This is a genomic window from Ectopseudomonas oleovorans, assembly GCF_029845265.1.
Taxonomy (GTDB): Bacteria; Pseudomonadota; Gammaproteobacteria; order Pseudomonadales; family Pseudomonadaceae; genus Aquipseudomonas; species Aquipseudomonas oleovorans.
On the sequence record NZ_JAOCLK010000027.1, the window covers coordinates 40,793 to 63,463 of the forward strand.

Sequence of the window (22,671 nt, forward strand, 5' to 3'; positions counted from 1 at the left end):
AGCCTCGGCTTTTTGCCGAACAAGGATAAAGGCGATGCAACCAGACAATCCCTACAGTGCGCCGCAGGTGGAGTTGCTCGACAGCGCGGGCGTACAGTCGTTGCCAGGTTGGAGCGCCAGGCAACTGCAGGTGCTGGGCTGGCTGGCGCTGGTCTCGGTGGTAGCCAACGCGCTGGTGGTCGGGCTTGCATTTGCCGGGGGCCTGCTGGAGGCGGATGAAGCTGAACTGCTGTTTACCTACACCGGCTGGCTTAGCCTGGCGCTGGCGTTACTCGGCTGCTACCTGCTGCTGCGCTTCAAAGCCTTTGCCGAAGCCCGTTTTTTTGCGCGCAACCTCAGCGTACCGATCTGGTTGCTGCTTGCGGTGACGCTGCTGCTGGAGGCAGTGGACATGCTTTTCGGTGACCAACTGTTCGCCGGATTGGACTGGCAGACCATCGGCTATGTGGCGCTGTTGTGTCTTATGGGCATATGCACCACCTGGCTGGGGATACGGTTGCTCAAGCTGCAAAGTCCCTATCCGGCGCTGAAAGTGATGGCCTGGCTCGATATCGTCGGCGGACTGATGTTGGCCAGCGTGCTGTTGATGCTGGTGGCGTTGCTGCCGTTGCTTGGGGCCGGCGTGGCGCTGATGCTGGTGTTCTTCAAGGGCGCTGCCGAGTTGCAGGGGGTTGCGCAGTGACTGCGTCCAAACGGCAAGAGCCGCCTGGTCATCACCGCGCGGGCAGCGCTACAGACCTGTAGGAGCCGGCTTGCCGGCGATGCTTTGCCTCTGTGAGGCTGGTGCTCGCCGAGACGCTTGATCGCCAGCAAGCTGGCTCCTACACAGTCATTTTTCTACGATTGACTGACAGGCATTAGCCCTTCGGGTGGTCACCATTTGTAGTCGAGGCTGGCCGTGACTCGGCGTGGGTCGCCGGCGTAGCAGTAGAAACCATCGCAGGTGGCCAGGTATTCCTTGTCGAACAGGTTGTTGGCGTTGAGCGATACGCTGGCGCCACGCAGGCTGGCGTCGATCTGGCCAAGATCGTAGCGCACTGCCGCGTCGTAGACGGTATAGGCGCTGCTGTGGCCGTCGGAAGGATCACGTACGAAGCCCATGCTACCGACAGAGATGTTGTCGGTGGAACCGACGAAGCGGGCGCCAAAGCCGACGCCGAAGCCCGCCAGCACACCCTGACTCCAGTCATAGTCGGCCCAGATCGACGCCTGATGCTCGGGGATCAGTGGCAGGGCGCGGTTCTTGTCGCGCGTGTCACCGACCTCGGTCATCTTGCTGTTGGTGTAGCTGTAGGAGGCGGTCAGGCTGAGGTTCTCGGTGATATTGCCGGTGGCTTCCAGCTCCAGGCCGCGGACTTCTACCTCGCTGACCGGCTCGGTGGCGCCGGCGATGTTGGTGGTCACGATGTTCTGCCGCGTGAGGTCATAGACAGCGGCGGTGAACAGCATGTCGCTACCCGGCGGTTGATACTTGATACCCAGTTCGTACTGCTTGCCGGTGCTGGGTTTGAACGCCGCGCCGCCGTTGCCGCCCGCTTCGGCCTGGAAGGATTCAGCGTAGGACACATAGGGCGTGAAACCGGAGTCGAACACGTAGCTCAGCGCCGCATTGCCGCTGAACTGGCTGTCGCGACGGCTGTCCTTGGCATCGTTGGCGTTGTGGAACACCGAATCGGTGTCCAGACGGTCCCATCGGCCGCCCAGGGTCAGGCGCCAGGCGTCGAGTGCCATCTGGTCTTGCAGATAGAGGCCGGTGTTTCTGCGTTTCTGGCTGTAGTTCTGGAGATCGCTATAGGTAACGCCACTGAAGTCTTGGCCGTAGCGTGGGTTGTTAATGTTGCTCGGAGGAACGTTGATTCCAATGATGTTCCAGTTATTGTCATAAAGGTAGGAACCACCGAACTGCCAGCGGTAATCAGTATTCACTCGTAGGTAGTCGAGGCCCAGCAGCAGGGTGTGCCCGATTGCACCGGTGTTGAAATCGGCCTGGAAGTTGTTGTCCACGGCGAAGTGGCTGATGTTTTCATCATAGATATTAGCGCCACGATCAACTGTGCCGTCGGGCGCTACAGAGAATGCTGTACCACCGGCCGTGATGATCTGGTTATCCAGTTCTAGCTTGCTGTAGCGCAGATTCTGATTGAACTGCCAGGTATCGTTGATGCGGTGCTCGAAGGCATAACCCAGTGCATAGAAGGTCTTGTCGTAGAACTCCCAGTCAGGGTCGCCAAGGTTCTTGTGGTAGTCGACCTTGCCGGCTGGGGGGCTCAATTTGGTGCCTTGCAGTGGCAGGAACTGGCTGGTGCCGCCGGTATCGTCACGGTTGAACTGGCCGAGGAAGGTCAGTTTGCTGTCGTCGGCAATATTCCAGGTCAGGCTGGGCGCCAGGTTGAAACGCTGGTCGTCCATATGCTCGATAACGGTGCCACTGTCACGCCCGGTACCGCTGAAACGGTAGAGAAAGCGACCTTCATCGTCGATCCTGCCGGTGCTGTCGAAGCTGATCTGCTTGTGGTTGTAGTTACCGACTTGCACCTGCACTTCATGGCTGCTTTCGGCCTGCGGACGGCGGCTGACGGCATCCACCAGGCCGCCGGGCGGGGTCTGGCCATACACTGCCGAGGCCGGGCCGCGCAGCACGGCGACGCGCTCCAGGTTCCAGGTTTCCAGCTTGGCCATGGCGTAGCTGCCCTTGGGCAGTGGCAGGCCGTCGAGCATCTGGATCGGTTCGAAACCGCGGATCTTCATCCAGTCGGCGCGGCTGTCGCTGCCGTAGCTGCTGGCGATGACACCCGGCATGTAGCGCACGGCGTCATCGAGGTTCTGCACCTTGCGGTCCTGCATCTGCTCGCGGGTGGCGACGGAGATCGAGCGTGGGGTTTCCAGCAGCGGCGTGTCGGTCTTGGTGCCGGTCGCGGTGCGGTTGGCCAGGTAACCACGGGTTGGGCCCCAGGCGGTCTCGGCGGCTTGTTCGCTGGCGGTCACGGTGACGTCCGGCAGTGCCATTGCCGCTTCTGCGGCGGGGGCCAGGCTGTAGGCGCCGCCATTGCCGCCTTGCAGCTGCAGGCCGGTGCCACGCAGCGCCTGATTGAGGGCTTCGATGGCTTCGTAGTCGCCGTTGACCGGTGCCGAGTTCTTGCCCGCGGTCAGGGCCGGGTCGATGCTCAGGGTCACGCCGGCCTGGCTGGCGATCTGGTTGAGCGTGGTCGCCAGAGGGCCGGCGGGCAGTTGGTAAACCTCAGCGTGGGCCAGCCCGGTATGGCCGGCAAAGGCAATGGTCAGGGCCAGCAGCGTGTGGCGGAACGGGGCAGGGCGGAAGGACATTGCGAACGTCTCCTAAGAGTTAATGTATCTCAATGCCCTTTTGCCGAAGCAGGAAGGAAAAGTGACAGGGGCGGGGAAAATTATTTTTCCGCCGGTAGCACGCGGGTCCACCAGGGGCTCAGTTGCTCGGTGCGCGCCGGCAGGTTCAGTGCGACAGCGGCCAGTGCCTTGTCGCTGTCGTGCAATGGGAAGCTGCCGCTGATGCGCAGATCGGCCAGGCTCGGATCGAGGCTCAGGTAACCGCTGCGGTATTCGCCGAGCTGATCGATCAGGCGCTGCAGGGGCAGGTTGTCCGCCACCAGCATGCCGCGGCTCCAGGCGTCGGCACCGATGGGGGCAGGGTGGCTTGCGCTGAGGTGCTGGCTGTCCATGCGCACCTGTTCGCCGCTGTGGATAATGCGTTCCTGTGAACCGGCCAGCGGCCTGGCGGCGACTGCCGACTGCAACACGATCAGCTCGGTCACGGCGCCTTCACGCCGTACCAGAAAGCGCGTACCCAGCGCACGCAAGCGTCCCTGCTCCGTCTCGACGATGAAGGGACGGCTATCGCCCTTGGCGGTCTGAATCAGAATTTCGCCGCTGTGCAGGTGCAGGCGGCGTTCGTTTTCGTCGAATTCGATATCCAGCGCACTGCGGCTGTTGAGGCGTACCTGGCTGCGGTCGGCGAGCAGTAGGTCGCGCTGCTCTCCACTGGCGGTATGGTAGTCGGCGAGGTAATCGCCCAGCGGGCGCTGCTGAGCCATCAGCACCAGTGTTACACCTGCTGCCAGCAGCAGGCTCAGGGCGCTGCCGCCGATACGGCGCAGGCTGCGGCGACGGCTGACGCTGCTCTGCAACAGGGCGCGTCGTGCCATCGGCGCGCTGGCGGCAGAAAGCTGCTGGTCGATACGGCCCAGGCGTTGCCAGACCAGGCCATGCTCCGGGTGAGCGGCCAGCCAGTCGGCGAAGTCATGGCGTTGCTGCTCGCTGGCTTCGCCAGAGTCCAGGCACAGCTGCCAGGCGATGGCCTCATCGAGCACGCGAGCCGAGACATGGCTCATTGCGGCGCTCCGTAAAGCGCGACGTAGCACTGGCGCAGGCCCTGGGCGAGGTACTGGCGCACGCGGGACGGCGACACGCCAAGGCGCTCGGCGATCTCGGCGTGGCCTAGGCCATCCAGGCGGTTATAGAGAAACGCCGCGCGTGCCTTGCTCGACAGCTGGCCGAGCAGGCGGTCAATCTCGGCCAGTTGCTCCAATGCCAGGGTTTGTTCTTCCGGGCTGGGCTGCACTGCTTCTGGAGCTTGCGCGAGCGCTTCCAGGTAGGCGCGCTCCAGCGCGTTGCGGCGGAACTGGTCGACAAGCAATCCCTTGGCGATGGTGGTGAGCAGGGCTCTGGGTTCGCGTGGGCTATGCAGGTCAGCGCGACCGAGCAGGCGGACGAAGGTGTCCTGGCTCAGGTCTTCGGCGCGCTGCGCGCAATTCAGGCTTTTGCGCAGCCAGCCGAACAGCCAATCACGGTGATCGCGATAAAGCAGACCGACCAGCTGTTGGTTGCTGGAATCCTGAACCGACACGCGCACCTCGCGAGATCTAAGTTAAGGTGATAATGATTCGCATATGATTGCAGAGGTCGTGTCAGGGTGCAATCACGCGTTGGCGTGGTATGACCGGTGGTGTGGGGGAGTGGAAAGGCAGGCTGAATCGGTAGGAGCGAGCTCTGCTCGCGAACAAAGGGGTTCGCGAGCTACGGGGGCGTGACGACGATGCTCAGGTGCGTTCCTGGCGGCTGCGTGCCAGGGCGTGATTGACGGCCAGCCAGCCTTGCACGGCCTCTTCACCCATCTCGCCGAACACGCGTTGCAGCAGGCGCGCCTGCTCGCGGCGCAGGGCCTGTTCCAGCTTGGCGCCCTCGGCGGTGAAACCCAGCACACGCTTGCGCTTGTCGTCCGCGGCAGCTTCGCTCTGCACCAGGTCCATCTCGATCAACTGGCGCAACGGCATGTTCAGCGCCTGTTTGCTCACCCCCAGGTAACCCAGCAGCTCGGTCATGTTCAGGCCCGGGTACTTGGCGATGAAGAACAGAATGCGGTGGTGCACGCGTGACAACCCGCGCTTGGCCAGCATTTCGTCCGGCTTGGCGGTGAAAGCCTGATAGCCGAAGAAGAAAGCCTCCATGGCGGCCTGCTGAGCTGTGCTGTTCTTGATCAGCTGCGCGCCGTGACGGCCGGCCTGCGTGCCCTCGGCGGGCGACGTCAAAAATTTCTCGGAGAAATTTTTTAGGTCAGTCATATTGACGTATCTCTGGTTGGAGGCGTAGTTTCGGTCAAGCAGTTTGACTTAATTCCAATAACTTTTGCACCCCAGGACATTCCATGGCCTTCTCCGAACGCATCGCCCGCCTGAAAAGCTCCCTGATTCGTGAAATTCTTGCCGCGGCGCAGCGTTCGGAAGTGATGTCGTTCGCTGGCGGTCTGCCGGCCGAACCGATGCTGCCAAAGGTGGACTGGGCCGAGATGCCGGCGAGCATGGGTCAGTACGGCATGAGCGAAGGCGAGCCAGCCTTGCGTGAAGCCATCGCCGCCGAAGCACGGGCGTTGGGCGTGCCTTGCGATGCCAGCCAGGTGCTGATCGTCAGCGGCTCGCAGCAGACACTGGACCTGGCCTCCAAGCTGTTCATCGATCCGGGCGCCGAAGTGCTGCTCGAAGCGCCGACTTACCTGGCTGCCCTGCAGGCCTTTCAACTGTTCGGTGCCGACTGCATCAGCGTACCGCAGGAGGCCGACGGCCCCGAACTGGCGGCTCTGCGTCAGCGTCTGGAGAATCACAAGCCGGCTTTCGCCTACCTGATCCCGACCTTCCAGAACCCGTCCGGCACCCGTTACAGCGAAGCCAAGCGTGAAGCCGTGGCGGCCCTGCTCGACGAGTTCGGCGTGACCCTGATCGAGGACGAGCCGTACCGCGAGCTGGTGTTCGATGCCGGTAGCGCCACGCCCATCGTCAGCCGCCTCAAGCAGGCCAGCTGGATCTACACCGGTACCGTTTCCAAGACGCTACTGCCGGGCCTGCGTGTCGGCTACCTGATCGCCACCAAGGACCTGTATCCGCACCTGCTGCGTCTGAAGCAGTCGGCTGACCTGCACACTAACCGCATCGGTCAGTGGCAGGCGCTGCAGTGGCTGGGCAGCGAGCAGTACCGCGGCCACCTGGCCGAGCTGCGCGATTTCTACCGCATTCGCCGCGACGCCATGCAGGCCGCGCTGCTGGAGCACTTCGCCGACCTGGCCGAGTGGGAAATCCCTCAGGGTGGCCTGTTCTTCTGGCTGACCCTCAAGCAGCCGCTCGACACCCGCACGCTGCTCGACGCGGCGCTGGCGCAGAACGTCGCCTTTATGCCGGGCGAGCCGTTCTTCATCGATCCGGACGCCAACCCAGGCCACCTGCGACTGAATTTCAGCCACGTGGCGCCGGAGCGCCTGAGCGAGGGGCTGCGCCGGTTGGCGACGGTAATTCAAGAGGCACAGGCGAAGTAGAAGCTTGTAGCGTAGGAGCCGGCTTGCTGGCAATGCGCTTGCTAAGACGGATCGCCGGCAAGCCGGCTCCTACAGGTAAAAGAAGGAAATACGGGGAGGGCAACGCAATGTTCATGGTCTACGGCGATTACCGCTCGGGTAACTGCTACAAGGTCAAGCTGATGCTGCATCTGCAGGACAAGGAGTACCAGTGGATTCCCATTGATATCCTCAAGGGCGAGACACAGAGCGAAGCCTTTCTGGCCAAGAACCCCAACGGCAAGATCCCGGTGCTGGAACTGGAAGACGGTACCTGTCTGTGGGAGTCCAACGCCATCCTCAACCTCCTCGCCGATGGCAGCGAGTTTCTGCCGACCGAGCCGCGCTTGCGCACCCAGGTGCTGCAGTGGCAGTTCTTCGAGCAGTACAGTCACGAGCCCTACGTTGCGGTGGCGCGTTTCATCCAGCTCTACCAGGGCATGCCTGAGGAACGCCGCGAGGAGCACGCGCGCTGCCTGAAGCTCGGCTACAAGGCCCTGAAGGTGATGGAGAAGCAGCTCGAACGCACGCCCTATCTGGTTGGCGAGCATTACTCCATCGCCGACATCGCCCTGTATGCCTACACGCACGTGGCTCATGAGGGCGGCTTCAGTCTCGAAGCCTTTCCAGCGGTGCGCGCCTGGCTTGATCGCGTCGCCAGTCATCCACGTCATGTGACCATGCTGGGTTGAGTGCCTTCGAGGCTGGCAGGGCGGCCGGCCTCGACTAGAGTTTGGCGGTAACCGCAAGAGGGCGCCGCCATGTCGCAAGGAAGCCGCAAGCTGGGCCTGGGGTCGCTGACCGCGCTGGTGGTGGGCTCGATGGTCGGTGGCGGGATCTTCTCGCTGCCGTAGAACATCGCCGCGCGGGCCGACGTCGGCGCCGTGCTGATCGGCTGGGGTATTACCGCGGTGGGCATGCTGGCGCTGGCCTTCGTGTTTCAGAACCTGGCCAATCGTAAGCCACAGCTCGATGGCGGGGTGTACGTCTACGCCAAGGCGGGACTCGGCGATTACATGGATTTTTCCTCGGCCTGGGGTTACTGGATCAGCGCCTGGCTGGGCAATGTCGGCTACTTCGTCTTGCTGTTCTCGACCCTGGGGGATTTCGTCCCGGCCTTCGGCCAGGGCAACACGCCACTGGCCATCGTCTGCGCCTCGGGGGTGCTGTGGTGCGTGCATGTCCTGGTGCTGCGCGGTATCAAGGAGGCGGCGCTGATCAACCTGATCACCACCGTGGCCAAGCTGGTGCCGATCCTGCTGTTTATCGTCATTGTCGGCCTGGCGGTGTCGCTGCTCGGTGCGCTGTTGCAGTGGGCGCTGCTGTGCGCCGAAATCCTTTTCGTCTGTGCCAAGGACGGCACCATGCCGGCCTTCCTGCGCCGGGAAAGCGCCCATCAGGTGCCGGTCAACGCGCTGTGGCTGGCCAACGGTATGATCCAGCTGTTCCTGCTGATCACCCTGTTTTCCCAGGGCACCTACTTGTCGCTCATCTATCTGGCATCGTCGATGATTCTGGTGCCCTACCTGTGGTCGGCGGTCTATGCACTGTTGCTGGCGCTGTGCAGCGAAACCTATGAAGACCTGGCCGGGCTGCGCCGCAAGGATCTGGCCATCGGCCTGCTGGCAGTGGGCTACGCGATCTGGCTGCTGTATGCCGGCGGGGTCAAGTACCTGATGCTGTCGGCGTTGCTCTGCGCGTCGGGCGCGCTGCTGTTTCGCCAGGCCAAGTGCGCGCAGGGGAAGGTGCTGTTCACCCGCTACGAATGGCCGATCTTCGCCGCCGTATTGCTGACTGCGGCCGTAGGCCGGCTACGGCCTGTATGCCGGGCATCTGAGTTTGTAGCGCTGGACAAAGCGGCCGCGCGTGGATAATTCGTCCCATCGCCCTTTGACTCTGGCTTCGCCACCCCCATGCGCAAGACCCTGCGTACCGCCCTGATCTGGATGCTGATGCTGGCCCTGCCGGCACAGGCCATGGCGGCGCTCGGCATGCAGTTGTGTGAGCTGGTGCATCGCAGCGGCGCCCTGCAGATAAGCGGCAGCGAGCATGGCGGGCACCACGACATGACGGCCGACAGCGCGCATGGCGCGCATCAGGACGCCGCCTCGGTGGCCAGCAGCGAGGTTCCTGCCGCTGGCAGCCTCTGTACCCTGTGCGCCTTCTGTGTCGGGGTCGCGGCTCCCGGTCAAGCGTTTTTGAAAGATTCCGCCCTGCAAACCGCCGAGCCGGCCGCAGCCTGGCTCGACCGCCTTATCGTCGGCGTGGCCGACACGCCCGAACGCCCCCCGCGTCTTTCTCTCGCCTGAGCCCCTTAGGTAGCGCCGCCTTGCGGCGCCTGTAGCTCACGCGGTCGCTTGGCCGCCGTACGCGAGAACACATCATGACTTTGCATTCCCTTGCCGGAAGGCTGCTGGGCATCGCTGCCCTGGCGCTGCCCGGCATCCTGATGGCGGCCCAGCCTGACCCGCTGGACGCCAACGCCGCCGTGCCGGCGCAGGATTACCGTTCCCCTCTGAAAGACTACCGCGCCCAGGCCGACGAGCCGTTGCAGGACTGGCGCGCGGCCAACGATCTGGTCGGCCGTATCGGCGGCTGGCGCACCTACAGCATGGAAGGCTGGGAGCAGCCGGCCGAGCAGGGCGCCGAGCCCGTCGAGGGAGGTGGCCATGCTCACCATTAAACCCGCCGTACTGCTCTGCGCCGCACTGCTGTTGGCCGGATGCGCCGGCTTCAGCCAGGACAGCGGCTTCGATCCGGTGCAGCAAAGCGCCGAGCGCCAGTTGGACAAGCAACTGCTGTGGGCCCGCGACGAGGCCGGGCGCAGCCAGATCGAGGCGCGCGTCGCCGAGCTGTTGGCCGAACCCCTGAGCCTGGATGCCGCGGTGCAGCTGGCGCTGCTCAACAACCGCGGCCTGCAGGCGTCTTTCGACGAACTGGGCATCGGCGAGGCCGAACGGGTGCAGGCCGGGCGCCTGCCCAATCCCGGCTTCTCCTACGGCCGCCTGGAGAAGGGCAGCGAGGTCGAATACGAGCGCGGCCTGCACCTGAATCTGGCGCGGCTGATCGCCCTGCCGCTGACCTCGCGCCTGGAGGGTCGGCGCTTCGAGCAACTGCAGCGGCAGACCAGCCTGGCGGTGTTCGAGCTTGCCAGCGAGACGCGCAAGGCCTGGTACCAGGCGGTCGCCGCAGAGGAGAGCCTGGTCTACGCGCGGCAGGTGTTGGCCGCCGCCGAAGCCGGCGCCGAGCTGGCCCGGCGCATGGCCGCGGTGGGCAACTTCAGCAAGCTGCAGCAGGCCGAGCAGCAGAACTTCTACGCCGAGGCCGGCATCGGCCTGTTGCAGGCCGAACAGGCGCGGGTGCGCAGCCGCGAGCAGCTGACTCGCCTGCTCGGCCTGTGGGGCGAGCAGCTCGACTACCGCCTGCCCGAACGCCTGCCGGCGCTGCCGAAAAACGCGGACGAGTTGCCGGATGTGGAGCGCCTGGCCATGAACCAGCGCCAGGACATCCAGGCCGTGCGCCTGGATACCGAGCGCCTGGCGCAGAACCTCGGCCTGACCCGCACCACGCGTTTCATCAACGTGCTGGAGCTGGGTGTGGTCAACAACCGCTCCAACGAGGAGCCGACCCAGCGCGGCTACGAAATCAGCGTCGAGCTGCCGCTGTTCGACTGGAGCGGTGCCAAGGTGGCGCGCGCCGAGGCGCAGTATCGCCAGGCGCTCAACCGCGCCGCCGAAACGGCGATCAATGCCCGCTCGCAGGTGCGCGAGGCCTACCACGCCTACCGCAACGCCTTCGAGCTGGCGCAGCACTACCGCGCCGAGGTGCTGCCGCTGCGCCAGCGCATCGCCGAGGAAAACCTGCTGCGCTACAACGGCATGTTCATCAGCACCTTCGACCTGCTCGCCGATGCGCGCCGCCAGGTGCAGGCGGTGGATGGCTACCTGCAGGCGCAGCGCGCCTTCTGGCTGGCGCGCGCCGACCTCGACATGGCCCTGTTGGGTGCCCCCAATCCCTCGCTCGGCGCGGCGCCTGCCGCTGCTGCCGAGCCGGCCGCCGCCGGCCATTGAACAAGGAATTTCCCAGATGGTTTCACGACGCGATTTCTTTCTCGGGGCCGGCGCCATCGGCGCTGCGGTGGCCACTTCGGCGGTCAGCCGGGTGGCCATGGCGGCCCTGCCCGAACCGGTGCTACAGGCCAGCGCCGACACCCAACCGCCGCTGCAGCCGGGCAGCGGGCGGCCCTACAACCCGGTGGTCACCCTCAACGGCTGGACCCTGCCGTGGCGGATGAACAACGGGGTCAAGGAGTTCCACCTGGTCGCCGAGCCGGTGGTACGCGAGCTGGCGCCCGGCTACAAGGCCCACCTGTGGGGCTATAACGGCCAGTCGCCGGGGCCGACTATCGAGGTGGTGGAGGGCGACCGGGTGCGCATCTTCGTTACCAACAAGCTGCCCGAGCACACCAGCATCCACTGGCACGGCCAGCGCCTGCCCAACGGCATGGACGGTGTGACGGGCCTGACCCAGCCGGCGATTCCCTCTGGCAAGACCTTCGTCTACGAGTTTGTCGCCCGCCGTCCCGGCACCTTCATGTACCACCCGCACGCCGACGAGATGGTGCAGATGGCCATGGGCATGATGGGCTTCTGGGTCACCCACCCCAGGGAGCACCACCCGCTGATCGCCGAGGTGGACCGCGACTACTGCTTGCTGCTCAGCGCCTACGACATTGAGCCGGGCGCCTACACGCCGAAGATCATGGAGATGCTCGATTTCAACCTGTGGACCTTCAACAGCCGGGTGTTCCCCGGCATCGACCCGCTGGTGGCGCGCCAGGGCGAGCGCGTGCGCCTGCGCGTCGGCAACCTGACCATGACCAACCACCCGATCCACCTGCACGGTCACGAGTTCGAGGTCACCGGCACCGACGGCGGGCCGACCCCGGTCGGCTCGCGCTGGCCGGAGGTGACCGCCGATGTGGCGGTGGGGCAGATGCGCCAGCTCGAGTTCATCGCCGACGAGGAGGGCGACTGGGCACTGCACTGCCACAAGAGCCACCACACCATGAACGCCATGGGCCACGACGTGCCGACTTTGGTCGGCGTCGATCACCGCGACATGACCCGCAAGATCGCCAAACTGGTGCCCGACTACATGGTGATGGGCGAGCGCGGCATGGCCGACATGGCGGAGATGCAGATGCCGCTACCCGACAACACCGTACCGATGATGGCTGGCGACGGCCCCTTCGGCTCGGTGGAGATGGGCGGCATGTTCACCATGCTCAAGGTGCGCAAGGAGCAAGCCGCCGGCGACTACCGCGACCCGGGCTGGTTCGAGCATCCGGCCGGCACGGTGGCCTATGAGTGGAAGGGCGCATTGGCCAACCCGAGCCGCTCGCACGACGGCGGCGGCCAGTCGATGCCGCTCAAGCAGCCGCTCGAGGCGCCGGTGGAAGTGCAGGTACGCAAGCCGGGCGGTCATGCCGGGCATTGACGGGGCGGGCCGCCACGCGGCCCGGTTCCCATAGCAAGCGAGGATTCACAGATGAAAACAGCACAGTTACTGGTTCTGACCCTGATCGGGCTGCTCGGCAGCCCGGCAGCGCTGGCCCACAGCGAGGCGCACGAGGGCCATCAGGCCGCCGCAACGATCAGGGAGCAGAAGCCCTGGGGCATCGCCGGCCATGCCAGCGAAGTCGACCGCACCATCGAGATCCGCATGACCGATCAGATGCGCTTCACTCCGGATCGGCTACAGGTCAGGCAGGGCGAAACCATCCGTTTTGTCCACCACAACGACGGTAAGATCCTCCACGAGTTCGTCATCGGTACCCGCGAAACCCTGGATGAACATGCCGAGGCAATGCTGCGTTTTCCCGGTATGGAGCACGACGAGCCCTATATGGCCCACGTGGCGCCGGGGCAGAGCGGCGAGATGATCTGGACCTTCAACCGCGCCGGCGAATTCGATTTCGCCTGCCTGATCGCCGGCCACTACCAGGCCGGCATGGTCGGCACCATCCAGGTGCAGGCCGACTGACCTACGAGAGGAAACACGCATGAAGAAACCATTGTTAATCGCGGCACTGACCGCCCTGTTCAGCCTGCCGTTGCAGGCCGCCGCCCCCGCGCCGCTGAGCCAGGGCGAGGTGCGCAAGGTGGACGCCGCCGCGCAGAAGATCACCCTGCGTCACGGCCCCATCGCCAGTATCGGCATGCCGCCGATGACCATGGTCTTCGAAGTCGAGAAGCCTGAACTACTGGAAGGGGTTTCAGCCGGAGAGAAGGTGAAGTTTCAAGTGCAGCAGCAGGGTAACCGTTACATCGTTACCGAACTGCAGGTAGTGGAGTAGCCAGGAGAGCCGGCCCAGGCATTGCGCCTGGGCTGGCGAACACTCAGTTCAGGCCGTCGGTCAGGGCCTTGGCAGGTACCAGCTTGACCACTTTCTTGGCAGCGATTTCGATGGCTTTGCCGGTCTGCGGGTTGCGGCCGGTGCGTGCCGGGCGCTCGCTTACCTTCAGTTTGCCGATACCCGGCAGGGTGATCTCACCGTCGTTTTCCAGCGCGTCGCCGACGATCTCTGCCAACTGGTCGAGCAGATTGCGTACGCTGGCTTTCGGCAGGGAGGTGGCCTCGGCCAGGTCGCCGATCAGTTGGTCTTTGGTGATTGCCATGATGTAACTCCGTTTGCAGGTGAGAGGTTCGGCGCGGGCAGGGCCGCACAGCCGAAAACATGGGAACGCTAGCACAAAAGGTAAGGCTCGGCAGTGTCCTGAAAGCCCTTCCGGTAGGGCTTAGTGTCGCATCGGCCCCTGTGGTTCCAGCCCATGAGTAGAAAATCGCAAGCATTCAGGCAGGCACAGTCCGCTGCGTTCAGCTGCGATTTGTCAGGGTATGCAGCAGCCTGGCAAGGCTCGACTAAGCAGTTGCTGGTAATGTCATGCTGGAGTGCCATCATGTTGCGTGTATTCGCTGATCTTGGTTTTCGCTGGAAGATTGCTCTGCCGATTCTGCTGGTGGCGATGGGGGGTCGTGGCATCACTCAGGTTGCCGAGTCCAGCACGACGCTGACCAATCGCCATTTGCCAGCTGTCAGCCTGTTGCTCAATGCCGACGGGGATCTCTATTAGGCTTTCGTTGCCGAGCGCAGCTTGCTTGATGAGAGTGCGCATCGGTATGCCGACCAGTTGCGCGCTGTCCATGCTGAAAATCTGCAGCAGGCGTATGACCGTGTGCACAAGTTCGCCGCCATGCAGCCCGGCAATGAGGCGCTTGCCCTGGTGGCCGAGTTTGACCGTGGCTATGAGCGTTGGAAGGCAATGTCTCTGCGTGTGCTGGAAATGAGTTCGAGTGACCCGGAGAGCGCCAGCCGACTGAGTTTTGCTGACAGTGAGGCGCAATTCGAATAGGCACGTACCGCCATCGACAAACTTGGCGAGTTGGAAGATGGCGCAGCCAATGCGGTGGGTACCGATGCCATAGCACGTGGCGATGCGCTGGTCTGGCAGCAGGGGTTACTGATCGCCATAGGCCTGCTGGTGTGTCTGGTGCTGATAGTGGGCTTCCCGCTGCTGGTTACGCGTCTGCTGCACAGCCTGCTGCATCGCATCGAGCAGATTGCCGATGGGGATGGTGATCTGCGGGTGCGTCTGGATGTGCTGTCCAGAGATGAGTTGGGTAAGCTCAGTCACGCCTTCAATCGCTTTCTCGACAAGCTGCAGCCCTTGATCAAGGAAGTGGGCAGGGCCACCGGGGAGGTGGCCGACTCAGCGCAAAGCCTGGCAGAAATGGCAACCGCTAATGACCGCCTCATCAGTAGCGAGCATGTGGCCGTAGATCAGGTCAGCACGGCTGCAACCGAGATGGGCGCAGCGGTGCATGAGGTGGCGCGCAATGTGCAGAATGCCGCTGATGCGGCGCGCCAGGCCGAAGTGCAGTCGCGTTAGGGAGCCGAGGTGGTGGGAGCCACCATACACTCCATCCGCCAGTTGACACAGGAAGTGGAGAGTGCCTCCACTACCATTCAGACCTAGGAGCAGGAAACCGCCAATATTGGTGCCGTACTGGCGGTGATCAAGGGTATTGCCGAGCAAACCAACCTACTGGAGCTAAACGCTGCCATCGAGGCGGCGCGGGCAGGCGAGCAGGGCCGTGGTTTTGCTGTGGTAGCCGATGAAGTGCGCGCGTTGGCCGCGCTTACTCAGGAGTCCGCCAAGGATACTCAGCAGATGATCGAGCGTCTGCAGATCGGTGTGCAGAACGCGGTCAAGGCCACCCATTCGGGCAGCGCGCGGGCACGGCAGAGCGTGGAGCAGGCGGCGGGCGTGGATCAGGCGTTGAGCGTAACCGGTGATTCGGTGCAGCGCATCAATGACATGGCCGCGCAGATCGCCACGGCGTGCGAGGAGCAGAGCAGCGTTACCGAAGAGATCGCACGCAACATCAGTGATATTCGTGATCTGTCCAACGAGGCGGCACAGACCTCCGAGCAGAGCACGCGGGCCAGCCAGCATCTGTCCGAGCTGTCCCATGGCCTGGCTCAGTTGGTGGGCCGTTTCCGCGTCTAAGTGTTTGAAGCAGTTGTAAGTTTGCGTTTAGTCGTTACAATGGCGCGGCCCGTCGCAATGACGGGCTTCGTTATGGTGGGCCCTGTCGGTCCCCTCGCAACGATTACCCGTGAACCTGGTCAGGCCCGGAAGGGAGCAGCCACAGCGGGAACATCGTGTGCCGGGGTGTGGCTGGCAGGGTTCGCCTCCATGATGTATCTACTTGATTTCTAACGGTTTTTTCGCTCTGATCACGCCAGTGATCCATAGGGTGATCCACCGTGTCTTCCGTCCCTTCTTACCTCTGGTTATCCCGACACTCGATCTTCTATTTCAGGATTGTGGTGCCTGGAGCTCTGCGTCCGCTTTTCCCTTGTTCCGAGATCCGCCGTTCACTGCAGACACGCTGCAAGCGCGAAGCGCTGATCCGTGGGCGCGAATTGCTTCTGCAGGTTCAGCAGCTCTACACCCAGGCATTCCAAGCATTCGGCCATCCCTCGACTCCCTACGTGGTGCTTGGGAGGCGGGTCGCGGTAGGGACGGCAGTTACCTGCCGCCCCCCGCACAGATCCGTACGTGCGGAACTACCGCATACGGCTCCTGCCTCAGGTTCGTGACGCGAAGCGTTCCTCCGGATAGGGGTGTGCAATTCTGGGCTTCGGTATGTAGATGTCTGCGAGACGACCAAAGCGTGACCACTGGAGCCGGTTACGCTGGCTGCGACGTTTGAGGGCTTGCCGCCAGAGGCGGCAGACCGCCGAACGGAAACCACCAAGACGTATCAGGTTTCCCGGCACCGCGTGGTAATTGAGGTAACCACTCACCACCCGAGTGAGCCATTGCCCTTGAACCCGGATGGGTTCATGACGTCGACGTTTCAGCTCATCCCGAATGGCCAGTAGTGTTGCACGCATTCGCTTCTTGTCCGTCAGTCGCAGTACTTGAAAACCACCGCTTCTGTTGGTGCTGCAACAATGTGTGAAGCCCAGAAAGTCAAACGCTTCCGGTTTACCCAAGCTTCGCTTCCTACGATTTCTCGCAGCAAAACGGCCAAAGCGGACGTTGCCTGCCATCGGTTTTGGGAATGTAGACCCGTCGTGATGGTGTTGCCCGATAAGCTCCGCTGTGGAGCTTTGCGTGCAAATCGGTCACCCGCTGGAGAAGACCTTCCTCGTATTCCCGCCACGACAAGCCGTCCACGCCTACCGCTGCATCGCGGCGTAGGGCATAGAAACTCTGCGCCAGTAACTGCGGTGTGATGTGGTGCAGCAAAGCCGTGAACTGCATGCCCTTGTTCCTTCGGGCTGCTTCACGTACACCTTCAAGTCCCATCGACGCGCAACTGATCCGGCTCAGTGTCCGGGGCGCGGGAGGCTTGTTGGTGTTTCCCTTGGCTACGTCCCTTTCCTCCACCACCTCCGCCGGGGCAGGCCCTTTGTTCGATGGCTTCTCAGGTACTACGGACGTATCCGACTTCTCGGCGGCGTAGACAGCAGGGTTACAGCTTTTGGCCTTTCCTGCTCCGCCCGGTGGTTGCGCACCGGGCGCCGCTGAGATCTCCCAGTTTCTGTGCGAAGGACTTCCCGACGTGCAGAGGGTCTCCGACCGCGCGGGATCAGTGCATGACTGGCGTAAAACGCCATGCTCCGTGTTGCCTTCTGCTTCGCTTAACAGCATCGGCATCCCGAACTTGTGATTTCGCGGCTCAATGGCTGGCCCATCGGTTTCCCCTGTCAACGCTTCACCCTGCACCTCGCGGTGCAACATGCATGACTCGGGGTCTGGTTGATTCGCCATTTCTTACCAGTATCGAACTTTCATCGACTATCCTTCGCCAGCTTTAACTGGCGCACTAAGCGCTCCATAAACCCCACCTACTGTCAGCAGGGTTAGCGGGTCAGGATGCAGTCGTTGGTGAGCAGTTCCACGGCAGCAGCGCTTCGTAATCCTCGACGCGGCTCGACAGTGCTGCTGATGCATGGCTGGGAGGGGCGACCAACCCAGTTTGCGTTGTTGATCCGCGGTCTGGTCGACGCAGGCTATGGCGTCATCGCACTGGATGCGCCTGCTCATGGTCGTTCACCTGGACGAGAAGCCAATGTGGTGCTGTTTGCGCGTGCATTGCTCGAGGCCGCCAGCGAGTTGCCGGCGCTGCTGGCCGTGATCGGTCACTCGATGGGCGGCGCCAGTGCGCTGCTGGCCACACAAATGGGCTTGCGCTGCGAGACGCTGGTGACCGTTGCCGCGCCGAGCTGCATCCTCGGATTGTTGCGCGGTTTCGCTCGATTCATGGGGCTGCCGGCCGAGGCACGAGCGCATTTCGTTCGCGCCGTTGAAGCGACGGCGGGCATCCCCGCGGCGCATCTCGATGTGCAGCGTTATCAGCTGGAACTGCCGGGCCTGATCGTGCATGCCGAGGACGATCCGGTGGTGCCGGTGGGCGAAGCCGACCTGATCCACCAGGCCTGGTTCGACAGTCAGCTGCTGCGTCTGCCTGCGGGTGGGCATCAGCGCTTGCTGAGTGATCCGGTGCTTCTGCAGGCCGTGCTCGAGCTGCTGGAGCAAGTGCCTCAGGCGTCGTTGAAGGCGTTGGCTTCGTAACTGACCACGCGGTTACGACCGCTTGCCTTGGCGCGATACAGGGCACGGTCTGCCAGTTCCAGCCAGTGCTCGCCGCAGTCCGGGTCGCTCGGTACGCCGGCATGCAGGCCGATGCTCAGGCTCAGCGCTATCGATTGTTGTTGGTAGAGGCAGGGATTGAGCGCGAGCTCTTCGCGCAGTTGTTCGGCCAGGTCGAGTGCGCCGGTGAGATCGGTGCTGTCGAGCAAGATGACGAATTCTTCGCCGCCGAAGCGTGCCAGCAAGTCGCTGCTGCGCAGGCGCTGCTGGATGCGCTGGGCTGCATGGCGCAGGCAGGCATCGCCGGCGAGATGGCCGTAGCGGTCATTGACCTGCTTGAAGTGATCCAGATCCAGCATCAGGACTGCCAGTGACTGTCGGCTGCGCAGGGCGCGGGCGCAGGCGCGCGCCAGTTCTTCGCTGAGTGTCTGGCGGTTGAACAGGCCGGTAAGCCCGTCGCGTCGATTCAGTTCGGCCAGGCGCAGGTTGGCGTTGGACAGTTGCTGCAGGGTGTCCTGCAGCGTCGCGGTGCGCTCCTGTACGCGCTGTTCCAGGCTTTCGCTGATCTGCGTTTGCAGTTCCAAGTGCTTGGTCTGTTCGCTGCGCAGGCGGCGCTCCTGGTCGATCAGCTTGGCCTGAGCCTGGCGTTCGGCTTGCTGCACCTGGCGGATGCGCGAGGCCAGGGCGATGGAGAACACCGTCATCTCGATCAGGCCGCCAATCTGCTGGGCATGCAGGGTCAGCAGCGAGTAGGGCAGCAGTCCGGTGCCGGTGAGGATGCTGGCAAGGCTGGCGGCGATCAGCACGAACCAGCCCAGGGCGAACAGGCGCGCGGCTGCGTAACCGCCGCGCCAGCGCAGCAGGGTAATGACGAAGGCGGCCAGTGCGCAGGCGGTCACCAGCACGAAGCTGCCGATCAGGGCGGGTGCATACGGGCCAAACAGCGCCATGCCCAGCACCAACCAGGCGCAGGCCTTGAGCGTATTGGCGACCCAGCGATAAGGTCTGGCGGCCTTGTCCAGATCCAGCACGCCGTAAGTGAATTGAATGCCGAACCATGTCGCCAGGGCGGAGCTGAGCGGGAAGCTCAGTTGATGCCAGGCCAGCGCGTTGGGCCACAACCATTGCAGGGCGAAGCCGAGCTGGATGAACTGGTAGAGACTGAAGCTGGCGACGAACAGGCTGTACCAGAGGTAGTTGCGGTCGCGGGTGATGCAGAAAATGCTCAGGCTGTAGATCAGCATTGCCATCAGGGCGCCGAAGAACAGGCCCTGTAGCAATAGGCTGCGCTGCTCCTGGTGGTCGAAGGCATCGCGGGTCATCAGGCTGGCGCTGAGGTTGGCCGAGCCGTCGGTTTGCATGCGCAGCCAGATGCGCTGGCGTTCGCCAGACACTACGTGCAGAGGCAGTACCAGTTGCCGGTGCTCGACCCAGCGCCAGTCGAAGGGGCGCTGGTCGCCGGCGCGGTAGATGCGTTCGCCGTCCAGGCCGTAGGCGTCCAGTTGATCCAGCAGTGGATTGCCGATCAGCAGTACCCAGCCCAGCGAGCGGCTGTGCGGGTTGTGTACGTCCAGGCGTAGCCAGTAGGTGCTGCCGCTGTAGCCGAAGCTGGCATCGCGCCGCTCCACTGCTTGCCAGGCGGAGTCGGGCAGTGCATGCACATCGGTGATGTCGGCACGGCCATCCGGGTCTTCCCAGAAAGCCATGTAAGGCCCGGGCAATGTCTGCGTCTGACCAATCGGCAGCGGCAGGCTTTGCGCCCAGGTCAGTACTGGTAGCAGCAGAAGCATCAATAGGCGCAGGGCGGCAGTCAATTGCTCGTTCTCGGGCTCTCAGGCGAACGCGCGGCATTATGGCGCGCGATGATGGCACGATGAAAGCTCGGCGCTGCATGGAGAGGTCGTGCGGCGTATCATGCGGCACCTGATCGACTGGCCGCCGAGGAAGCAGGCAGCCGCGTTCTGGAATCGGATCACCCGGCTTGCAACATGCAGGCTGCATACTTGGAGGTAGAGTCATGAACTGGGAGTTGCCCGACCCCTTCGTCATCGATATCGAAGTGAGCGCAGACGACATCGATGGCCTCGGTCATGCCAACAACGCGGTGTACGTCAGTTGGCTGGAGCGTTGCGCCTGGCGGCACTCGCAGTTCCTTGGGCTGGACCTGGTCGAATACCGCCGCCTGGATCGCGCCATGGCCGTGGTGCGTCATGAGATCGACTACCTCGCCAGCGCCTACGAAGGGCAGCATCTGCAGATGGCGACCTGGATCGTCGAGTCCGACCAGCGTCTGAAGATGGATCGGCGCTTCCAACTGGTGCGCCCGGAAGATGGCGCCACCTTGTTGCGCGCCAAGACCACCTTTGTCTGCATTGAGCTGTCCAGTGGGCGCCCGAAGCGCATGCCGGCGGAGTTCGTCGAAGGTTATGGCAAGGCACTGATGCAGCCCTGCCCGCTGGAGCTGTAAGGCCGCTCAGTCGATCAACGGCGCGAGAAATACCTGCTCCGGCTCGACCATGATGGCGAACTGGCGGGTTTCACCGGGGCGCAGCATGACGGACTGCGCCACATCCGATCCATGGCCGCCGCAATAGCCATCTGGCGACATGGCCACGGCGACGCCCAGTTCGCCGCTGGGCAGGTCCAGGCTGGTTTGCTCGCTGGGGCCAAGTTTCGCCACTACCTGCTGGTTGACGTAAAGCTCCACATCGCAGGCATTCGGCGCGTTGTTGTCGCGACTGAAAATGAGCCGGGCCGGTGCATCGGCCACTGGATCGGTGGGGGCCGGCTCAGTAGCACTGGGCGGGATATCGCTGGCTTGGGCGGCCATGCAGAACAGGCCGTGCAAGGCGGGTGCGATCAGGCGCATAGTAAAGCCTCCGTTTGGCGTCAGCGGCAGTGTCGCCCATCTTGTGCGGCGCGTGCGACCCCTTAAACTGTGCACCCCATTTTTCCGGACAACCTCATGCAAATCGCCCTGGCGCCCATGGAGGGGCTGGTCGACGAGATTCTGCGCGACGTGCTAACCCGCATCGGCGGCATCGACTGGTGTGTCACCGAGTTCATTCGCGTCAGCGAGCGGCTGTTGCCGGCTGCCACCTATCACAAGCTGGCCCCCGAGTTGTTCAACGGCTCACGCACCCGGGCCGGTACGCCGATGCGCGTACAGTTTCTCGGCTCCGATCCGCAGTGCCTGGCGGACAACGCCGCCTTCGCCTGCATGCTCGGCGCTCCTGTGATCGACCTTAACTTCGGTTGCCCGGCCAAAACGGTGAACAAGTCGCGTGGCGGCGCGGTGCTGCTCAAGGAGCCGGAACTGTTGCATGCCATCGTCCGCGAAGTGCGGCGCACGGTGCCGGCGGAGATTCCGGTCACGGCGAAGATGCGCCTGGGCTTCGAAGGCAAGGAGGGCGCGCTTGACTGTGCGCGCGCACTGGCCGAAGGCGGAGCGAGCCAGATCGTCGTGCATGCGCGCACCAAGGTCGAGGGCTACAAGCCGCCGGCGCACTGGGAGTGGGTGGCGCGGGTGCAGGAGGTGGTCGGCGTACCGGTGTTCGCCAATGGCGAGGTGTGGACGCTGGACGATTGGCGCCGCTGCCGCGAGATCAGCGGCGTGGATGACATCATGCTGGGCCGTGGCCTGGTGTCCCGTCCGGGGCTGGCGCGACAGATCGCGGCGGTCAGAGCTGGCGAAGAGCCCGAGGACATGAGCTGGGCCGAGCTGCAGCCGCTGCTGCTCAATTTCTGGCAGCAGGCGCGGCGCAAGCTGGCGCCGCGCTACGCGCCAGGGCGCCTGAAGCAGTGGCTGGCGATGCTCACGCGCACCTACCCGGAGGCCGTTGCGCTGTTTGCCGAGGTGCGCCGCGAGCAGGATTGCGAGCGTATCGATCAGCTGCTTGCGCTATCTCCGTAGGAGCCCCGCCTCGGGGCGAAGCTCTTGCTTTGAAGAGGCTCTGTCGCTTCGCCGCGGGGCGCGGCTCCTACATGAGCGGTGCCGTCTGCCTAGGGAGCGTTGCACAATGGAAGTGCAACGCCGTGTTGTGTAAACGATTTTTTCAGATGCTTGAAAATTCTCCACCTGACCTCAGATAAGCGACTGCGGGATGCCGAAGTCGGGTTCCGCGATATGAACCTTGCTGAAATTTTCAGGAGAATACTCATGAGTAACGTACTGTCCCTGGCCCCACTGTTTCGCCAGTCCGTCGGTTTCGACCGTTTCAATGATCTTTTCGAATCTGCCCTGCGCAGCAATGACGCTGGCAGTTCCTACCCGCCCTACAACGTCGAGAAGCATGGCGAGGACCACTACCGCATCGTGGTCGCGGCTGCCGGCTTCGAGGAAGATGACCTGGAGTTGCAGGTCGAGCGTGACGTGCTGACCGTGGTCGGCAACAAGCGTGATCGCAGCGCTGAAAACATCAGCTACCTGCATCAGGGCATCGCCCAGCGCGCGTTCAAGCTGTCCTTCCGCCTGGCTGACCATATCGAGGTCAAGGGCGCCAATCTGGTCAATGGTCTGCTGCATGTCGAGCTGGAACGCATTGTGCCGGAAGAGGCCAAGGCCAAGCGTATTCCTATCGGTAGCCAGCGTCCTGCGCTGGAAAACTGAGCCGCTAGCTGACCGAGAGGGCGCCCCATGGGGCGCCT

At 63.5% G+C, this 22,671-nt stretch carries 22 protein-coding genes, 1 other RNA gene and 3 pseudogenes; 17 read left to right on the top strand and 9 right to left on the bottom strand.

From position 1 onward, the window contains the following. The first annotated feature begins 34 nt into the window (after window positions 1-34). Entirely contained in the window at window positions 35-682 is a 648-nt protein-coding gene (locus tag N5J71_RS14590; RefSeq protein ID WP_003461036.1) for a hypothetical protein, read from the top strand. A gap of 191 nt (window positions 683-873) precedes the next feature. On the opposite strand, the gene N5J71_RS14595 is transcribed toward N5J71_RS14590, so the two are convergent. From N5J71_RS14595 to N5J71_RS14610, 4 genes are all read right to left on the bottom strand, one after another. Continuing rightward, on the bottom strand, window positions 874-3,324 hold the full coding sequence (locus N5J71_RS14595) for a TonB-dependent siderophore receptor (RefSeq protein WP_279917136.1): 2,451 nt from the start codon (window positions 3,322-3,324) through the stop codon (window positions 874-876). Between the two features lie 80 nt (window positions 3,325-3,404). After that, a complete protein-coding gene (locus N5J71_RS14600; protein ID WP_279917137.1) occupies window positions 3,405-4,364 on the bottom strand; it encodes a FecR domain-containing protein in 960 nt (319 codons plus the stop codon). Further along, window positions 4,361-4,885, bottom strand: a complete 525-nt coding sequence (locus N5J71_RS14605) for an RNA polymerase sigma factor (RefSeq protein ID WP_003461041.1) — start codon at window positions 4,883-4,885, stop codon at window positions 4,361-4,363. Before N5J71_RS14605 ends, N5J71_RS14600 begins: the two co-directional genes overlap by 4 nt. Before the next feature lie 187 nt (window positions 4,886-5,072). Continuing rightward, entirely contained in the window at window positions 5,073-5,594 is a 522-nt protein-coding gene (locus N5J71_RS14610) for a MarR family winged helix-turn-helix transcriptional regulator (RefSeq protein ID WP_003461043.1), read from the bottom strand. Window positions 5,595-5,677: 83 nt separating this feature from the next. Between N5J71_RS14610 and N5J71_RS14615 the strand changes: the two genes are divergently transcribed. From N5J71_RS14615 to N5J71_RS14655, 9 genes and pseudogenes are all read left to right on the top strand, one after another. Then, window positions 5,678-6,835 (top strand): aminotransferase-like domain-containing protein, encoded by a 1,158-nt coding sequence (locus N5J71_RS14615; protein WP_074859548.1) that lies wholly within the window; start codon window positions 5,678-5,680, stop codon window positions 6,833-6,835. Between the two features lie 107 nt (window positions 6,836-6,942). Then, window positions 6,943-7,545 (top strand): glutathione S-transferase family protein, encoded by a 603-nt coding sequence (locus tag N5J71_RS14620; RefSeq protein ID WP_003461047.1) that lies wholly within the window; start codon window positions 6,943-6,945, stop codon window positions 7,543-7,545. A 69-nt stretch (window positions 7,546-7,614) separates the two neighbouring features. Continuing rightward, window positions 7,615-8,583, top strand: a pseudogene (locus N5J71_RS14625) (amino acid permease); the annotation flags it as partial. A 183-nt stretch (window positions 8,584-8,766) separates the two neighbouring features. Beyond that, complete coding sequence (locus N5J71_RS14630) at window positions 8,767-9,162, top strand: hypothetical protein (protein ID WP_279917138.1); 396 nt, start codon at window positions 8,767-8,769, stop codon at window positions 9,160-9,162. Between the two features lie 74 nt (window positions 9,163-9,236). Then, complete coding sequence (locus N5J71_RS14635; protein ID WP_075747131.1) at window positions 9,237-9,536, top strand: hypothetical protein; 300 nt, start codon at window positions 9,237-9,239, stop codon at window positions 9,534-9,536. Next, complete coding sequence (locus N5J71_RS14640; RefSeq protein ID WP_279917139.1) at window positions 9,523-10,923, top strand: TolC family protein; 1,401 nt, start codon at window positions 9,523-9,525, stop codon at window positions 10,921-10,923. The genes N5J71_RS14635 and N5J71_RS14640 overlap by 14 nt, the downstream gene beginning before the upstream one ends. Window positions 10,924-10,939: 16 nt before the next feature. Further along, window positions 10,940-12,352, top strand: a complete 1,413-nt coding sequence (locus N5J71_RS14645) for a multicopper oxidase family protein (protein WP_206408005.1) — start codon at window positions 10,940-10,942, stop codon at window positions 12,350-12,352. Between the two features lie 51 nt (window positions 12,353-12,403). Next, entirely contained in the window at window positions 12,404-12,898 is a 495-nt protein-coding gene (locus N5J71_RS14650) for a cupredoxin domain-containing protein (protein WP_003461059.1), read from the top strand. Window positions 12,899-12,917: 19 nt separating this feature from the next. After that, window positions 12,918-13,211, top strand: coding sequence for a copper-binding protein (locus N5J71_RS14655; protein ID WP_003461061.1), 294 nt, complete (start codon window positions 12,918-12,920; stop codon window positions 13,209-13,211). Window positions 13,212-13,254: 43 nt separating this feature from the next. Here N5J71_RS14655 and N5J71_RS14660 read toward each other — a convergent pair whose 3' ends face one another. Continuing rightward, window positions 13,255-13,533, bottom strand: coding sequence for an HU family DNA-binding protein (locus tag N5J71_RS14660; RefSeq protein WP_003461063.1), 279 nt, complete (start codon window positions 13,531-13,533; stop codon window positions 13,255-13,257). A gap of 282 nt (window positions 13,534-13,815) precedes the next feature. On the opposite strand from N5J71_RS14660, the pseudogene N5J71_RS14665 reads away from it, so the two are divergent. From N5J71_RS14665 to N5J71_RS22555, 3 genes and pseudogenes are all read left to right on the top strand, one after another. After that, a pseudogene (locus N5J71_RS14665) lies at window positions 13,816-15,426 on the top strand (methyl-accepting chemotaxis protein). An 83-nt stretch (window positions 15,427-15,509) separates the two neighbouring features. Continuing rightward, window positions 15,510-15,606, top strand: an RNA gene (gene ffs, locus N5J71_RS14670) — signal recognition particle sRNA small type. Window positions 15,607-15,749: 143 nt separating this feature from the next. Continuing rightward, window positions 15,750-16,022 carry a DUF6538 domain-containing protein gene (locus N5J71_RS22555; protein ID WP_371821457.1) on the top strand — a complete coding sequence of 91 codons (273 nt, stop codon included), beginning with the start codon at window positions 15,750-15,752 and terminating at the stop codon, window positions 16,020-16,022. Here N5J71_RS22555 and N5J71_RS22560 read toward each other — a convergent pair. Further along, on the bottom strand, window positions 16,011-16,421 hold the full coding sequence (locus N5J71_RS22560; protein ID WP_346244434.1) for an RNA-dependent RNA polymerase family protein: 411 nt from the start codon (window positions 16,419-16,421) through the stop codon (window positions 16,011-16,013). The two genes, N5J71_RS22555 and N5J71_RS22560, sit on opposite strands and share 12 nt — an antisense overlap. Before the next feature lie 10 nt (window positions 16,422-16,431). Further along, window positions 16,432-17,172: a reverse transcriptase family protein gene (locus N5J71_RS22565; protein WP_241197897.1), complete on the bottom strand. Its 741-nt coding sequence runs from the start codon at window positions 17,170-17,172 to the stop codon at window positions 16,432-16,434. A gap of 186 nt (window positions 17,173-17,358) precedes the next feature. On the opposite strand from N5J71_RS22565, the pseudogene N5J71_RS14680 reads away from it, so the two are divergent. Beyond that, a pseudogene (locus tag N5J71_RS14680) lies at window positions 17,359-18,006 on the top strand (alpha/beta hydrolase); the annotation flags it as partial. Here the strand turns inward: N5J71_RS14680 and N5J71_RS14685 are convergent. Further along, the gene (locus tag N5J71_RS14685) at window positions 17,976-19,838 is read right to left on the bottom strand and encodes a sensor domain-containing diguanylate cyclase (protein ID WP_279917140.1); all 1,863 of its coding nucleotides are present in this window, start codon (window positions 19,836-19,838) and stop codon (window positions 17,976-17,978) included. The pseudogene N5J71_RS14680 and the gene N5J71_RS14685 sit on opposite strands and share 31 nt — an antisense overlap. 203 nt (window positions 19,839-20,041) lie before the next feature. Here N5J71_RS14685 and N5J71_RS14690 point away from each other — a divergent pair, with 203 nt between their 5' ends. Further along, window positions 20,042-20,491 carry an acyl-CoA thioesterase gene (locus tag N5J71_RS14690; RefSeq protein ID WP_125874742.1) on the top strand — a complete coding sequence of 150 codons (450 nt, stop codon included), beginning with the start codon at window positions 20,042-20,044 and terminating at the stop codon, window positions 20,489-20,491. A gap of 6 nt (window positions 20,492-20,497) precedes the next feature. Here N5J71_RS14690 and N5J71_RS14695 read toward each other — a convergent pair whose 3' ends face one another. Further along, a complete protein-coding gene (locus tag N5J71_RS14695) occupies window positions 20,498-20,893 on the bottom strand; it encodes a hypothetical protein (RefSeq protein ID WP_003461080.1) in 396 nt (131 codons plus the stop codon). 96 nt (window positions 20,894-20,989) lie between these two features. Between N5J71_RS14695 and N5J71_RS14700 the strand changes: the two genes are divergently transcribed. Both N5J71_RS14700 and N5J71_RS14705 read left to right on the top strand, forming a co-directional pair. Next, on the top strand, window positions 20,990-21,937 hold the full coding sequence (locus N5J71_RS14700; RefSeq protein WP_003461081.1) for a tRNA dihydrouridine synthase: 948 nt from the start codon (window positions 20,990-20,992) through the stop codon (window positions 21,935-21,937). A gap of 246 nt (window positions 21,938-22,183) precedes the next feature. Next, entirely contained in the window at window positions 22,184-22,633 is a 450-nt protein-coding gene (locus tag N5J71_RS14705) for an Hsp20 family protein (RefSeq protein ID WP_003461095.1), read from the top strand. Window positions 22,634-22,671 lie beyond the last annotated feature (38 nt).